Below are 15,103 nucleotides of genomic sequence, written 5' to 3'. Positions count from 1 at the left end.
GATGCGAAGGCGACCGGCGCATCAGCGCCGGCGCCCATTCGGGCTTGCCTGGCACTTTCGAACGCGTCCGTTCGAAGGTGCGGCGGTATCAGTAGTTGCGGCGCGTTACGACCCAAATGGCGTGGATCAGACCTGGGATGTAGCCGAACAGCGTCAGCACGATGTTGAGAAGGAACTGCAGGCCGAACCCGACGGTGAACAGCACGCCGAGCGGCGGGATTACGACGAGCAGGATGATGCGGATGATGTCGCCCACGGTGTCTCCGTCCTGACGCTCGGGAATGAAAAGGCTACGCTGGGAACGGCCCGGCGCTCGAACTGTTCCCGATCGGACATCGAGACCTTGCCATCTGACCCCGCCCGGTTCGGGAGGGGAGGGGATGTTCAGGGCCGCAGCAGCACCTTCCCCATCGCCTCGCGGCGCGCCAGGATGCCGAGGGCGGACGCGGCCTCTTCCAACGGGTAGACGCCGTGCACCTTGGCCGAGAGCCGTCCCTCGCTCACCAGCGCCAGCAGGCGAGCCTGATTGGCGACGTGGCCCTCGGGCTCACGCTTGAGGAACGCGCCCCAGAACACCCCCTGGATGTCGATGCCTTTCAGAAGCGCCAGGTTCAGCGGGATCTTCGGGATCTCGCCGGCCGCGAAGCCGACAACCAGGAAGCGGCCCTTCCAGTTGAGCGAGCGCAGGGCCGGCTCCGAGTAGGCGCCGCCGACCGGATCGTACACGACATCGATGCCGGCCTCTCCGCCGAGCCGTTTCAGCCCGTCGCGGAGAGATTCCTGGCTGTAGTCGAGGGTGAGGTCGGCGCCGTGCGCCTTCGCGAGATCGAGCTTCTCGGCGGAGGAGGCGCAGGCGATCACCCGCGCGCCCATCGCGTGGCCGAGTTCCACTGCCGCCAATCCGACGCCGCCCGTGGCGCCCAGCACTGCCAGAGTCTCGCCGGGCTTCAGGTTGGCCCGATCCTGCAGCGCGTGCAGCGAGGTGCCGTAGGTGACGGAGAGGCCCGCCGCCTGCTCGTCACTGACGCCCTCCGGCACCCGGGTGAGGCCGGAGACCGGCGCGACCACCCGCTCGCGGCAGGCGCCGTAGCCGAGATGGACGATGACCCGCTCCCCGGCCCGGAAGGCCTCGACGCCGGGACCCAGCGCCTCGATGACGCCGCAAGCCTCGGCACCCGGAGAGAAGGGCAGGTCCGGCTTCACCTGATAGCGGCCGGCGATGATCAGCGTGTCGAAGAAATTGAGCGCCGCGACCGTCACCCGCACCAGGGCCTCGCCCGGTCCGGGCACCGGATCCGGCACGTCCTCGATCACCAGGTCCTCCGGGCCGCCGAGCGCCTTGCACAGGAGTGCCTTCATCGCCGAACATCCTCCCCGCCGCACGCCGGCGGCCTGACGTGGAGTCGTGGGCCAGGCCGCGTCCGCTGGCAAGCCGGGACCTCGGCCGTCAGCGCCGCTCGTAGGTGCCGATGAGCACGCCTTTGGCCAGCACGTGGCCGTGCATGGCCTCCAGCAGGGCCCCGCGGCCGGGAATGCCGTCGAGCCCGAGATGCCGGTTGAGAGCGTAGAGCTGGAACAGGTAGCGGTGCGGGCCGTGGCCGGTCGGCGGATCGGGCGGCAGGTAGCCGGCCTTGAGAAAGGTGTTCTTGCCGATCTCCTCGACCGTGCCGTCGGAGCCGGGGCTTGCCAGGGCGCCCTCGGGAAGGCCGTCGCCCGTCGCGTCGAGGTCCCACGCGATGGCGTGGACGATCGGTTTCGGCGTCGGGCTGTCGGCATCCTCGACCAGAAGCACGAGGGCGGCTGTGCCGGCCGGAACGCCGCTCCAGGCGAGGGGCGGCGACAGCTTCTCCCCGTCCTGCGTGAAGCGGGCCGGCATGGCGGCCCCGTCGGCGAAGGCAGGGCTCGTCACCCGGATCGTGTCGGGTGCGCCCTCGAACTCGGCGTGGCAGGCGGTCTTCCCGATACCGGCCCGCAGGCCCGACAAAGCCTCGCCCACGACGTGCGGAATCTTCTCCAGCATGAACCCCTCTCCTCGTCTCGCTGCGACAACCGGGAGGGACGGGTCGGGGTTGCCCGCGTCAGGCGCGCGGCCGCTCGGCCGCGATCATGTAGTTCACCGCCGTGTCGCGGGCGGCGCTCCAGCGACTGGTGAGCGGGTTGAAGACGACGCCGGTCGTGTCGGTGACCGAGAGACCGCCCGCCTCGACGGCGTCGTGCAGCTCGTCCGGGGTGACGAACTTGTCCCAGTCGTGAGTGCCCTTCGGCAACCAGTTGAGAACGTATTCCGCCCCCACGATGGCGAGCGCGAAGGAGCGCATCGTCCGGTTGATCGTGGCGGCGAAGAACAGGCCGCCGGGCTTCACCGCCGCGCAGGCACTGCGCACGAAGGCTGGCATGTCGGTGACGTGCTCGACCACCTCCATGGCGCAGACCACGTCGAAGCGCTCGCCCGCCTCCACCACCGTCTCGATCGTCTCGGCGCGGTAGCGCACCGGCACGCCGGCCTCGTCGGCATGGGCTTGCGCGATCTTGACGTTGGTGACGGCCGGGTCCAGCCCGGTCACCTCGGCGCCGAGGCGCGCCAGGGGCTCCGACAGGACGCCGCCGCCGCAGCCGACATCGACGAGGCTGAGACTCGACAACGGCTGCGGCGCGAGCGGGTCGCGGCCGAAATGCCGGCAGACCGTGTCGCGAATATAGGTCAGGCGCACCGGGTTGAAGCGGTGCAGCACCCGCATCGGCCCGGCCTCGTCCCACCAAGTCGCGGCCAGGCGATCGAAGCGGGCGACCTCGTCGCGGTCGATCGAGGGTCCGGTCGGTTCGCTCATCGGCGCCAGGCCTTCCTGCAGGACATGGAGTTCTCGTCTCGACCGCCGAGGTAGCGCAGCCGCCGCCTCCGGCCAACCGCCGTGATATGTCGCGCACGCTCGTAACGTTGACACCGCCCCGGCCCGCTTGTACCCGCCGGACGCCCGCAGCCTCGCGCTGCGGCAGAAGACAGTTTGTTCGATCGGATCCCCATGCCCCGCCTGGTGATGAAATTCGGCGGCACCTCCGTCGCCACGGTCGACCGCATCCGCAACGTCGCCCGCCACGTCGCCCGCGAGGTGCGGGCCGGCTACGAGGTGGCGGTCGTCGTCTCGGCGATGTCCGGCAAGACCAACGAGCTGGTGGCCTGGTGCAAGGACGCCTCGCCGCTCTACGCCCAGTCCGAGTACGACGCGGTCGTCGCTTCCGGCGAGCAGGTCACGTCGGGCCTGCTCGCCATCGTGCTCAACGAGATGGGCCTCAAGGCCCGCTCCTGGCAGGGCTGGCAGATCCCGATCGAGACCTCCGACCAGCACGGCTCGGCCCGGATCCAGGCCATCGACGGCGCCCGCCTCGACGCCGGCTTCCGGCGCGGCGAGGTCGCGGTGATCGCCGGCTTCCAGGGCATCCATGCCGAGACCGGCCGCCTGACCACCCTCGGGCGCGGCGGCTCCGACACCAGCGCGGTCGCGGTCGCGGCGGCGGTCGGCGCCGAGCGCTGCGACATCTATACCGACGTCGACGGCGTCTACACCACCGATCCGCGGGTGGTGCCGAAGGCCCAGCGCCTCGAGCGGGTGGCCTTCGAGGAGATGCTCGAGATGGCCTCGCTCGGGGCCAAGGTGCTGCAGGTGCGCTCGGTCGAGCTCGCGATGGTGCACCGGGTGCCGACCACCGTGCGCTCCTCCTTCGACGACCCCGACGACGCCCGCCCCGGCACCCTCATCTGCGACGAGGACGATATCGTGGAACAGCAGATCATCACGGGCATCGCCTTCTCCAAGGACGAGGCCCAGATCACTCTTCGCCGGGTGAAGGACAAGCCCGGCATCGCCGCCGCCATCTTCGGCCCCCTGGCCGACGCCAACATCAACGTCGACATGATCATCCAGGTCGTGTCCGGCGATGGCGCGGCCACCGACATGACCTTCACGGTGCCGGCCGCGGATTACGAGCGCTCCCGCGCGATCCTCGACGCGCAACGCGGCGCGGTCGAGTTCGAGCGCATCGAGGGCGCCACCGACGTGGTCAAGGTCTCGGCGATCGGCGTCGGCATGCGCAGCCACGCCGGTGTCGCCGCCAAGGCGTTCCGGGCGCTGGCCGAGAAGGGCATCAACATCCGGGCGATCACCACCTCCGAGATCAAGTTCTCTGTGCTGATCGACGCCGCCTATACGGAGCTCGCGGTGCGCACGCTCCACTCGCTGTACGGTCTCGACAAGGCGTGACGGGGCGGGGCGTCGGCCCCGCCCCCCAAAGGTCGCTTGCCGGAAAGGTCGCTTGCCGGCCGGGCGCTGGACTCGCTATACGGCGATGACGGGGCCGATGCGTCAGGCCTGCGCAGGTTCAGCCTCAGGGTTGCGCTGCGCCGGGTCCGGCTCGCTAAAGGGTGGAACACGACACGATGCCCGCAGCGCCTGGAGGCCCGCGCCTGCTACTGCGCCGCCTTCGCGAGGCCATGGCGGAGCCGGTCGGCCCGCAGGCGCGCCTCGACCGCATCGTTGTCCTGATCGCGTCCAACATGGTCGCGGAGGTCTGCTCCGTCTACGTGCTGCGCGACGACGGCAACCTCGAACTCTTCGCTACCGAGGGCCTCAACCGCGAGGCGGTGCACCTCACCACCATGCGGGCCGGCGAGGGCCTGGTCGGCCTCATCGCCGCCACCGCCGAGCCGCTCTCCCTCTCCGACGCCCAGTCGCACCCTGCCTTCTCGTACCGGCCCGAGACCGGGGAGGAGGTCTACCATGCCTTCCTGGGCGTGCCGCTCCTGCGGGCCGGCAACACGCTCGGCGTGCTGGTGGTGCAGAACCGCACCTACCGGGTCTATTCCGAGGAGGAGATCGAGGCGCTTCAGACCACCGCCATGGTGCTGGCGGAGATGATCGCCTCGGGCGAGCTGCAGGCGCTCTCGCCCGGCACGGTCAGCGCCTCGCGCCGGGCGCTCAGCCAGGGCGGCGTAGCCCTCGCCGACGGCGTCGGGCTCGGCCACGTGGTGCTGCACGAGCCGCGCATCGTGGTGCGCAACCTGATCGCCGAGAATGTCGAGCGCGAGGCCTCGCGCCTCGACACGGCCATCGCCGAGGTCCGGGCGGCCATCGACGACCTCGTCGAGCGCGGCGACGTGGCGGGGGCCGGCGAGCACCGGGAGGTGCTCGAGACAGTGCGGATGTTCGCGCACGACCAGGGCTGGCTCAGGCGGATGCGCGAGGCGGTCCTCTCGGGCCTGACCGCGGAAGCCGCGGTGGAGCGGGTGCAGTCGGACAACCGCGCCCGGATGCTGCGCCAGAGCGATCCCTACCTGCGCGAGCGCCTGCACGATCTCGACGACCTCGCCAACCGGCTCCTGCGTCAGCTCGTCGGTCACCCGACAGTCGGGCCCGACGCGATGCCCGAGAACGCCATCCTGGTGGCGCGCTCGATGGGCCCGGCGGCTCTGCTGGACTACGACCGCGCCCGCCTGCGCGGCGTGGTGCTGGAGGAGGGCGGGCCGACGAGTCACATCGCCATCGTGGCCCGCGCGCTCGGCATCCCGGCGGTGGGCGAGGTGGCCAATGCCACGGCCCTCGTCGAGACCGGCGACGCCATCATCGTCGATGGCGGGACGGGCGAGATCCAGATCCGGCCGGGTCCCGAGATCGAGGCAGCCTATGCCGAGAAGGCGCGGCTGCGGGCCCGGCGTCAGGAGCAGTACCGCTCGCTGCGCGACGTGCCGGCGGTCACCCGCGACGGTGTCGCCGTGGGCCTGCAGCTCAATGCCGGCCTGATCGTCGACCTGTCGCACCTGAACGAGACCGGGGCCGAGGGCGTCGGGCTGTTCCGCACCGAGCTGCAATTCATGGTGGCCGAGCGGATGCCGACGGCGGCCGAGCAGCAGATCCTGTACGAGGCGGTGTTCGACGCCGTCGGCGACCTGCCGGTGACGATCCGGACCCTCGACATCGGCGGCGACAAGGTGCTGCCCTACATGAAGGCGCTGGAGGAAGAGAACCCGGCCCTCGGCTGGCGGGCGATCCGCATCGGCCTCGACCGGCCCGGCCTCCTGCGGATGCAGCTGCGCGCGCTGCTCAAGGCCGCCCGCGGACGGCCGCTCAAGATCATGTTCCCGATGGTCGCGACGGTGGAGGAATTCGTCCAGGCCCGCGCGATCGTCGAGCGCGAGAAGGCCCACCTCACCCGCCACGGCCACCCGCTTCCGGCGGATTGCCGGCTCGGCGTGATGGTCGAGGTGCCCTCGCTCCTGTTCCAGATGGACGAGATCGCGGCGGAGGCCGACTTCCTCTCGGTCGGCTCGAACGACCTGATGCAGTTCCTGTTCGCGGTCGACCGCGAGAACCGCCAGGTCGCCAACCGCTTCGACCCCCTGAGCGCCGCGGCGCTCCGCGCCTTCCGGCTGATCGCCGAGCGGGCGAAGGCCGCCGGCACCCCGGCCACGGTCTGCGGCGAGATCGGCGGGCGGCCGCTCGAGGCGATGGCGCTGATCGGGCTGGGCTTCCGCGCCCTCTCGATGTCCCCGGCCTCCCTGGGCCCGGTGAAGGCGATGGTGCTGGGACTCGATGCCGGCGCCGTCTCGGCCTTCCTGGAACAGGAACTGGCGCGGACCCGCGACGGGGCGTCGTTGCGCCCGGCCCTCGCCGCCTTCGCGGAAGCGCACGGCGTGCCCGTCTGACGAGCGCCGGCTACGGGAATCGGCAATCTCTGCGTGCCATCATTGTGACATTGGGAAAGATCCTCTCTGGCAGCGAAGGCTCTAGGGCACCGGGGCTTGCGGCGGAGTTCGCCGGCCGTCGCCTTTCGAGCTTGCGCAGATCGGGGATGGGGTGAGACGTGCGAACGGCTGGCCGTTCGTGACGATCACCGTCATTACATCAGCCCGACCGGATGGGTCTTCACTATCACGCTCGGGCTGATGTAATGACGTCCACCTGACAAGAGGGGGCGCGGGCTGCCACCCGCGGCCCTCGCCTAGAAGATTGGGCATGCGGCCCTCATCCGCAAAGGGGCTCGCGCTCGCAGGAACTGGCGGGGCAGCTCTTGTCCAGGACCGCTGCGTCGGACCGAGCCGCCCTTCCCGAGGCGGCCTACCGGCCGTGCACGCGGCTCGTCCAGCTGGCCTGCGCCACGGCATCGCCCCAGGCCGAGCCGATCGGCTGCATGATGACCCAGGTTTCGGCCAGCCGGCCCGCCTCCGTGCGGTAGGATTGCAGGCCGGCACGGATTCGCACCTCGCCGCTCTCGAGATCCGTCCATCGCATCGTGAAGCGGTACCAGGCGCGGTCGCCGTCGAAGCTGTGGTCGTACACGATGATCCTGATATCGGGGCGCGCCTCCCTCAAGCGTGAGAGCTCGGCCGCGTAGTCCTCGCGGGGGACGGTGCGATCGCCCGTCTCGTCGTGCCGGATGTAATGCGGCGCGATGCAGGCTTCGACGAGGTCGAAGGCCCCCTCGTGCCAGACCCGTTCCCAACGATCGAACAGATCCTTCAGCATGGTCGCGCCCGTCATGGTCGGCTCCCCGGTAGGCCGGACCGACCAGCAAGCGTCCTGCCAGCGCGGTCGGCCGGCGGCTCGGGCGCGTCGAACGGCATGCGAACTGCCATGGTGCAAGAGGTTGCGAGGCCGCGCCGACTCCCCAACCCCCGCAGACCTGCTATACGCGGCACCATCTCCGGCACCAGGCGCGGGCCGCCCCGGATGACCCGTCCGTCGCCAATGGCCATATCCCGTTCATGATCGCGATCCCGTCCGACCGTCTCGACGCCATCCTGGCCCGCCACGACATCGTCACCGCCACCCTGAGCGCCGGCGAGTCCGACGCCGAGAGCTTCGTGCAGCTCTCGCGCGAGCTCTCCGACCTCGATTCCGTGGTGGAGGCGATCCGCGCCTTCCGGGCCGCCGAGACCGCCCTGCGCGGCGTCGAGGAGATGATCGAGGAGGGTGATCCCGAGATGCGGGCCCTCGCCGCCGAGGAGAAGCCGGAGGCCGAGGCCGCCCGCGACGCTGCCGCCCGGGCACTCCAGCTCCTGCTCCTGCCCAAGGACGCAGCCGACGAGAAGAGCGCGATCCTGGAGGTGCGCGCCGGCACCGGCGGCGACGAGGCGGCGCTCTTCGCCGGCGACCTCTTCCGGATGTACTCGCGCTACGCCGACCTCAAGGGCTGGCGGGTCGAGGTCATCTCGGAGAGCCCCGGCACGATGGGCGGCTACCGCGAGGTCGTGGCCGAGGTGAAGGGACGGGGCGTCTTCGCCCGGTTGAAGTTCGAGAGCGGGGCCCACCGGGTGCAGCGCGTGCCCGACACGGAGACGCAAGGTCGCATCCACACCTCCGCCGCCACCGTGGCGGTGCTGCCGGAAGCGGAAGAGGTCGACATCCAGGTCAACGAATCCGACCTGAAGATCGACACGATGCGGGCGCAGGGAGCGGGCGGCCAGCATGTCAACAAGACGGAATCGGCGATCCGCATCACCCACGTGCCGAGCGGCATCGTGATCTTCGTCCAGGAAGAGCGCTCGCAGCACAAGAACCGGGCCCGCGCCATGGCGTTGCTGCGGGCCAAGCTCTACGACCAGGAGCGCAGCCAGAAGGACGCCGCCCGGGCGGCGGACCGGCGGGCCCAGGTCGGCAGCGGCGATCGTTCGGAGCGGATCCGCACCTACAATTTCCCGCAAGGCCGGGTGACCGACCACCGCATCAACCTGACCCTCTACAAGCTCGAGGAAGTGATGGCCGGCACTGCCCTCGACGAGGTGGTGGATGCGCTGATCACCGAGCATCAGGCTGCGCTCCTCGCCGCCGAGGGGATGGCGTGATCGCGATTGCTCCGGGGACGAGCCGGATCGCGGCCCGGGCCCGGGCCGCGGACGAGCTCGCCGCCAGAGGCATCGAGACCGCCGCCCTCGACGCCCGGATCCTGGTCGAGGAGGCGCTGGGCATCACCGCCACCGATCTCGCGCTGCGCGGGGCCGAGCCGGTCGGGCAAGAGGGGGCCGAACGCCTGAGCACGTACCTCGCCCGCCGCCTCGCCGGCGAGCCGGTGGCGCGGGTCATCGGCGCCTGGGAGTTCTGGGGCCTGCCGTTCGGGCTCTCGCCCGAGACCCTGGTGCCGCGCCCCGACACCGAGACCCTGGTCGAGGCGGCAATCGGCCTGAGGTCGGACGGCGCGCACCGCCTCGTCGATCTCGGCACCGGCTCGGGGTGCATCCTGGTGGCTCTGCTGACCGAGTGGCCGCTGGCCTTCGGTCTCGGCCTCGACCGGTCCCTCGGCGCGCTGCGCACCGCCCGGGCCAATGCCGCCCGCAACGGCGTCGCCGACCGCGCCGCCTTCGCTTGCGGCGACTGGGCCGCATCCCTGGCCGGGCCGTTCGATCTCGTGGTGGCGAATCCGCCCTATATCGCGAGCGAGGTCATCGCCGGCCTGTCCGGGGAGGTGCGCGATCACGATCCCCGCCTCGCCCTCGACGGCGGCCCCGACGGGCTCGACGCCTATCGCACCATCCTGACCCAGGTGCCGCGGCTGTTAGGCCCAGGCGGGCATCTCCTGGTGGAGATCGGCTACGACCAGGAGGAGGCGCTGCGTCAGCTCGCCGCCGCCCAGGGCTTGAGCGCGCAGGTGTGGCGCGACCTCGCGGGACACCCGCGGGTGGTCGCCATGACCGCGGAGATCGATTGCTGATGTGGAATCTTGAGGTTCCTGTGGCCTTTGTGCGCAAAATCGGCGCGAAGTCACTTGGCGTCGCCGGCCGAACCCGCTAACGTCCCGGGGCAGATCGTGAACGGTCCGGACAACACAGCCAGGCTCAGTTCTCGGGCGCGACATTGAGCGCGGACCTTTGGACGATCTTCCACCACCGGGCAGACCCATGAGCGCGTAGGCGGTCCGGTGCCCCGCATCTGTGGATCGACGGCGGCCGGACCGTGAGACGGCCCGCGGTCGCACAGGGCAAGGCGGACATCGCTGGGGAGACGGAACATGGCCCGACAGAGGCCGCCCGGCTCCGCGGACGAAGACCCGCCGCGCGCGTGAAGTCCCGCCCTTCAAGTCGTCGAAGAGGGTCAGTCGAGGCCGATGAGACCGAACCAGAACAGGCGTATGCGTGGCCGCAACCGCAGCAACAACAAGGGGCCGAACCCGCTGACCCGGGCCTACGAGTCGAACGGCCCCGACGTGAAGATCCGCGGCACGGCGCAGCATATCGCCGAGAAGTACGCCCAGCTCGCCCGCGACGCCCAGGCGAGCGGCGACCCCGTGATGGCCGAGAACTACTTCCAGCACGGCGAGCACTATTTCCGCATCATCGCCGCCGCGAACGAGCAGTACCGCCAGCAATATGGCGGCACCTACGGCCGCCAGGGCTACGATGACGAGGACGACGGCGACGACGAGGCCGCGCCGACGAACGGCTACGCGCAACAGGAGCGCGGCGGCGTCAACGGCTACGCCCAGTCCGGCTACGGCGCCGCCGACGATTACGGCGATCCTGGCCAGCAGCCGCAGCCCTACGACACGCGCGGCGACGACCGCCCGTCCCGCTTCGACCGGCAGGACCGCCAGGATCAGCCGCGTCAGGACCGGCCCGACCGGCAGGAGCGCCGCGAGCGCTTCCAGAACCGCCAGGAGCGCCAGCAGCGCGACCGCCAGGACCGTGCCGAGCAGCGCACCGAGCGGCAGGATCGTCCCGAGCGCCTGGACCGCGCCGAGCGTCAGGATCCGTCCCGCGCCGAGCAGCCGCGGCAGGAAGCCGTGCGGCAGGAGCCTGTTCGCCAGGAGAGCCCGCGCCAGGACGGCTACCGTGAGGGCGGCCGCTCCGAGTTCCGCCGCGAGCGCCGCCGCGAGGAGCCCCGCTCCGAGCCGGTCCTAGCCGCCGACGAGCCGACCGGCCTACCGGCCTTCCTGACCACTCCGGTGCGTCCCGCTTCCCCTGCGCCCGCTCCGGTCGAGGAAGCGCCGCCGGCGCCCCCCGCTACACCGGTCGAGGCGGAGGCCGACGCCCCGGCGCCGCGCCCGCGCCGCCGCCGCCGCACCCGGTTCGAAGGGACCGAGGGCGGGGGCGAGCCCTCCGGCGAGCTCTTCCCGAAGCCCGCCGAGTCGTCGGGCGAGTAGGCGTCCCTCACGAAACTCCCGCTCGCCGCCGCCGCTCGCGGCGGCGGCATCGGTGTGGAGGTGGTTTGTGAGGTGCGCTGAGCCCGCATCGAGTACTCTCCCGGCCTCCGGCAGCGGAGGCCGGGCATGACCCGGCGAAGACGACGCCGTACGATTTTTGCGCCGCCGCATGTGGCGTTTCCCGCGCGGCTGCCTACCTGCCGCCCTGAAACGAGCCTCATGTCCAGGCGGAGCGTACCATGACCCACCACCCCGCACTCGCGAAGGGCCGCGTCGCGGTCGTCACCGGCGCGGCGAGCGGCATCGGCCTCGCGGCGGCCAAGGCCTTCGCTCGGGCGGGAATGCGGGTGGCGCTGGCGGACCTCCCGGGCGAGGCCCTGGAGCAGGCCGGCCGCATGGTCGCAGCGGCGGCGCCGGGCGGAGAGGCTGATATCCGCGCCGTGGCAACTGACGTGACGAAGCCGGAGGCGCTGCAAGCCCTGCGCCGGGAGGCCGAATCCCTCGGGCCCGTCGCGCTGCTGATGGCCAATGCCGGCATTGAGGCCGGCGGGCGCTTCTTCTCCGACGCCGCCACCTGGCATCGCATCCTCGACACCAATCTGTGGGGCGTCGTCAACGCGCTCCAGGCCTTCGTGCCGGGGATGATCGAGGCCGGGGAGCCCGGTGCGGTGATCGTCACCGGCTCGAAGCAGGGCATCACCACGCCGCCCGGCAACACGCCCTACAACGTCAGCAAGGCGGGCGTGAAGGTGACGACAGAAGCTCTGGCGCACGAGCTGCGCGAGACAGGTTTGCCCGTCACCGCCCACCTGCTGATCCCGGGCTTCGTCTATACCGGCCTCACCCGTGCCCGCGGCGCGACCGGGAAGCCGGCCGGCGCCTGGACACCGGAGGAGACCGTCGACTTCATGCTCGGGAAGATGGCGGCCGGCGACTTCTACATCCTCTGCCCGGACAACGAGACCACCCGGGAGATGGACGAGAAGCGGATACGCTGGGCCGCCGACGACGTGATCCGCAACCGCCCGGCCCTGTCGCGCTGGCACCCCGACCACAAGGCGGCCTTCGCGGCGCATATGGCGGCGCCGCTCGAAGGCGGGGGCACCGGGATGGATAGCGGCGTCGAAGCGGCTGCGGCGACGCCGGCCTCGTTCTGATCGACCTCGGCACATGCGCCGAAGTGGTCGCCGGTTCGGCGACGACAATGATGCAAAAACAAGAGCCTGAGCAGAGCTGCGCCATGCAACTCCGCTTGGGGCGCCACGGCGCGTGAGGCAGCCGGGCGCGAGGAGCATCCGCCAGACATCCAGCTTGGCCAGCCCCTTGCAGGGCCGGCCGGCTTCAGCGGGAGACCCGTCACCCGATGCACAAGATCATTCCCGTCGCCCCCTTCGATGCCGTCGTGTTCGGCGCCACCGGCGACCTGACGATGCGCAAGCTGCTGCCGGCGCTCTACTACCGGTTTCGCGACCGGCAGATCCCGGAGGACAGCCGCATCATCGCGGCGGCGCGCACCCGCCTCGACACTGGCGAGTACCGGGATCTCGCCGCCGCGGCCCTGGAGCGCCACGTCCCGGCGGCCGACCGCGACACCGACACGGTGACGCGCTTCCTCGACCATCTGCGCTACGTGGCGGTGGATGGGGCAGGCGAAGCGGGCTGGGAGGATCTGGCGAACCTGCTCGCCGAGCACCCGGACCACGTCCGGCCCTACTACCTCGCCACCTCGCCGAGCCTGTACGGCGCGATCTGCCGCAACCTCAGCGCCCACGGGCTGATCGGCGAGCGCTCCCGCGTCGTGCTGGAGAAGCCGATCGGCCACGACCTCGCATCGGCCCGCGCCATCAACGACCAAGTCGGCAAGGTCTTTCCCGAGAGCCAGATCTTCCGCATCGACCATTATCTCGGCAAGGAGACGGTGCAGAACCTGCTGGCGCTCCGCTTCGCCAACACGATCTTCGAACGGCTGTGGAACGCCGACGTGATCGACCACGTGCAGATCACCGTGGCTGAGACGGTGGGCGTCGAGGGCCGCGGCGGCTACTACGACACGTCCGGGGCGCTGCGCGACATGCTGCAGAACCACATGCTGCAGCTCCTCTGCCTGCTCGGCATGGAGAGCCCGCTCTCGCTGGACGCCGACGCGGTGCGCGACGAGAAGCTGAAGGTGCTCCGCGCCCTGAAGCCGATCCCCGCCCACGAGGTGCCGATGCGCACCGTGCGCGGCCAGTACGTCGCCGGCGCGGTCAACGGCCAGCCGGTGCCCGGCTACGTCACCGATCTGGCGGAGGACCGCGCGAGCCTGACCGAGACCTTCGTGGCCTTGAGGCTCGAGCTGATGACGCCGCGCTGGGCCGGGGTGCCGTTCTACCTGCGCACCGGCAAGCGGTTGCCCCAGAAGGTCTCCGAGATCGTGGTGCAGTTCCGCTCCTCGCCGTTCAGCATCTTCTCGGACGAGTTCGCCCGCGAGCCGAACCGCCTGGTGATCCGGCTGCAGCCGCAGGAGGGCATCAAGCTCGAGGTGATGACGAAGGAGCCGGGACCCGGCGGCATGCGTCTGCGGGCGACCGGCCTCGACATCTCGTTCGAGGAGACCTTCAACCAGCGCTATCCGGACGCCTACGAGCGCCTGCTGATGGACGTGGTGCGCGGCAACGCAACCCTGTTCATGCGTCGCGACGAGGTGGAAGCCGCCTGGGCCTGGGCCGATACCCTGCTCAACGCCTGGGCTGATCGTCCGGAGCCGCCGCGCCCCTACCCGGCCGGCACCTGGGGGCCGACCGCGGCCATCGCGCTGATTGAGCGCGACGGGCGCACGTGGCATGAGGACATCGGCTGACGCCGATCCGGCATGAGGACATCGGTTGACGCGACGGCGGCTGATTGGAATAAATCCAAGATATCTCAAAGGCATGACAGCGGGATCGCGCCCGCGGTGGCTTTCCTTCCGGCGCTCCTCGCTCTAGAGGAGCCGCGAGACAAAAGCCCGCTTCGCGCCCCGCCGCGGACGGGTGCCGAGGATTTCCGTCATGTTGCCCTGCCGCCTGTCCCTCGCCAGCCTCCTGGTCCTCGCCGCCTTGGTCGCAGGGGCCGCCCATGCCCAGGAGGAGCCCGCCGGCGACGCGCCTGCGGCCGAGGCTCCGGCCCACAAGGCCGCGCCGAAGCCTGCGCCCCGCCGCCCGGCCCCGAAGCCCGCGCCGGCCCCGAAGGCCGAGGCGGCGCCCGCGCCCGTGGCGGCCCCGACCGGCGCCTGGCCCAACGGCGCGAGCGCGGTGAGCGAGGTCTACGGCGACTGGACCATCAGCTGCACCCGCGAGAACGAGAAGCGCCAGTGCCAGCTCTCGCAGGCGCAAGGCGTGGCCCAGACCGGGCAGCGCCGCTTCAGCATCGAGCTCAACGCCCCCCAGGACGGACGCAGCAACGGGCTGATGCTGATGCCGCTCGGACTCTCGATCGATCCCGGCGTGACCTTCAAGCTCGACGATGCGACGCTCGGCAAGGGCGCGCCCTACACCTCCTGCGTCCAGGCCGGCTGCATCGTGCCGATCAGCTTCCCGACCGTCGCCACCGATGCGATGAAGACCGCCGTGAACCTGCGCGTCACCGGCACCAAGCCCAACGGCGAGGCCGAGACCATCACGGTGCCGCTCGCCGGCTTCGCCGCCGCGCTGGCCCGGATGTCGCAGCTCTTGAGCTGAGGCCTTCACCGCCTGATCAGGGTTCGGGCGCAAAGATGACGGCATGAGCATCGACACCGCCTCCCTCTCCGCCAGCGTCCTCTCCCAGCAGAGCGCCGCCTTCAGCCAGCAGGTCGCGACGCTCGCGGTCCGCCGCCAGCTCGACGCCGAGCGCTCCGTCGCCGGCCTCGTGGCCGAGACGGCGAAGGCCCCGGCGGCCGCTGCCCCGGCCCCGCCCGGGCAGGGTCAGCGGCTCGACATGCGGGTGTAGGCGCCCGCTGCCCTCGGCTGCGTCAAGGCTT

14 protein-coding genes are annotated in these 15,103 nt (G+C 70.9%); 9 read left to right on the top strand and 5 right to left on the bottom strand.

The window, feature by feature from the left end; all coding sequences use genetic code 11:
• Positions 1 to 88: 88 nt before the first annotated feature.
• The 4 genes from MFF64_RS21390 to ubiG all read right to left on the bottom strand — a co-directional run bounded on the left by MFF64_RS21390 (position 89) and on the right by ubiG (position 2,828).
• The gene (locus tag MFF64_RS21390) at positions 89 to 256 is read right to left on the bottom strand and encodes a YqaE/Pmp3 family membrane protein (RefSeq protein ID WP_099907658.1); all 168 of its coding nucleotides are present in this window, start codon (positions 254 to 256) and stop codon (positions 89 to 91) included.
• A 128-nt stretch (positions 257 to 384) separates the two neighbouring features.
• The gene (locus tag MFF64_RS21385; RefSeq protein ID WP_099907659.1) at positions 385 to 1,359 is read right to left on the bottom strand and encodes an NADPH:quinone oxidoreductase family protein; all 975 of its coding nucleotides are present in this window, start codon (positions 1,357 to 1,359) and stop codon (positions 385 to 387) included.
• An 88-nt stretch (positions 1,360 to 1,447) separates the two neighbouring features.
• On the bottom strand, positions 1,448 to 2,020 hold the full coding sequence (locus tag MFF64_RS21380; protein ID WP_099907661.1) for a YbhB/YbcL family Raf kinase inhibitor-like protein: 573 nt from the start codon (positions 2,018 to 2,020) through the stop codon (positions 1,448 to 1,450).
• Between the two features lie 58 nt (positions 2,021 to 2,078).
• The gene (ubiG, locus tag MFF64_RS21375; RefSeq protein WP_099907662.1) at positions 2,079 to 2,828 is read right to left on the bottom strand and encodes a bifunctional 2-polyprenyl-6-hydroxyphenol methylase/3-demethylubiquinol 3-O-methyltransferase UbiG; all 750 of its coding nucleotides are present in this window, start codon (positions 2,826 to 2,828) and stop codon (positions 2,079 to 2,081) included.
• A gap of 192 nt (positions 2,829 to 3,020) precedes the next feature.
• Here ubiG and MFF64_RS21370 point away from each other — a divergent pair, with 192 nt between their 5' ends.
• Positions 3,021 to 4,256 (top strand): aspartate kinase, encoded by a 1,236-nt coding sequence (locus MFF64_RS21370; protein WP_099907664.1) that lies wholly within the window; start codon positions 3,021 to 3,023, stop codon positions 4,254 to 4,256.
• Between the two features lie 176 nt (positions 4,257 to 4,432).
• Positions 4,433 to 6,694, top strand: a complete 2,262-nt coding sequence (gene ptsP, locus MFF64_RS21365; RefSeq protein ID WP_099907666.1) for a phosphoenolpyruvate--protein phosphotransferase — start codon at positions 4,433 to 4,435, stop codon at positions 6,692 to 6,694.
• Between the two features lie 412 nt (positions 6,695 to 7,106).
• Here ptsP and MFF64_RS21360 read toward each other — a convergent pair whose 3' ends face one another.
• Complete coding sequence (locus MFF64_RS21360; RefSeq protein WP_099907668.1) at positions 7,107 to 7,529, bottom strand: ester cyclase; 423 nt, start codon at positions 7,527 to 7,529, stop codon at positions 7,107 to 7,109.
• A 224-nt stretch (positions 7,530 to 7,753) separates the two neighbouring features.
• Between MFF64_RS21360 and prfA the strand changes: the two genes are divergently transcribed.
• From prfA to MFF64_RS21325, 7 genes are all read left to right on the top strand, one after another.
• Entirely contained in the window at positions 7,754 to 8,833 is a 1,080-nt protein-coding gene (prfA, locus tag MFF64_RS21355) for a peptide chain release factor 1 (protein WP_099907670.1), read from the top strand.
• On the top strand, positions 8,830 to 9,696 hold the full coding sequence (gene prmC, locus MFF64_RS21350; protein ID WP_099907672.1) for a peptide chain release factor N(5)-glutamine methyltransferase: 867 nt from the start codon (positions 8,830 to 8,832) through the stop codon (positions 9,694 to 9,696). Before prfA ends, prmC begins: the two co-directional genes overlap by 4 nt.
• A gap of 417 nt (positions 9,697 to 10,113) precedes the next feature.
• On the top strand, positions 10,114 to 11,124 hold the full coding sequence (locus MFF64_RS21345) for a DUF4167 domain-containing protein (protein ID WP_238192350.1): 1,011 nt from the start codon (positions 10,114 to 10,116) through the stop codon (positions 11,122 to 11,124).
• 239 nt (positions 11,125 to 11,363) lie between these two features.
• Entirely contained in the window at positions 11,364 to 12,281 is a 918-nt protein-coding gene (locus MFF64_RS21340; protein ID WP_099908452.1) for an SDR family NAD(P)-dependent oxidoreductase, read from the top strand.
• Positions 12,282 to 12,487: 206 nt separating this feature from the next.
• Positions 12,488 to 13,963, top strand: a complete 1,476-nt coding sequence (gene zwf / locus MFF64_RS21335; RefSeq protein WP_099908454.1) for a glucose-6-phosphate dehydrogenase — start codon at positions 12,488 to 12,490, stop codon at positions 13,961 to 13,963.
• Between the two features lie 190 nt (positions 13,964 to 14,153).
• Positions 14,154 to 14,822 carry an invasion associated locus B family protein gene (locus MFF64_RS21330; RefSeq protein WP_099908456.1) on the top strand — a complete coding sequence of 223 codons (669 nt, stop codon included), beginning with the start codon at positions 14,154 to 14,156 and terminating at the stop codon, positions 14,820 to 14,822.
• Positions 14,823 to 14,865: 43 nt separating this feature from the next.
• On the top strand, positions 14,866 to 15,072 hold the full coding sequence (locus tag MFF64_RS21325; protein ID WP_099908457.1) for a hypothetical protein: 207 nt from the start codon (positions 14,866 to 14,868) through the stop codon (positions 15,070 to 15,072).
• Positions 15,073 to 15,103: the final 31 nt, after the last annotated feature.

Source organism: Methylobacterium frigidaeris, from assembly GCF_022179185.1.
Lineage (GTDB): Bacteria > Pseudomonadota > Alphaproteobacteria > Rhizobiales > Beijerinckiaceae > Methylobacterium > Methylobacterium frigidaeris.
This window is presented reverse-complemented; position numbering and strand designations above follow the sequence as displayed.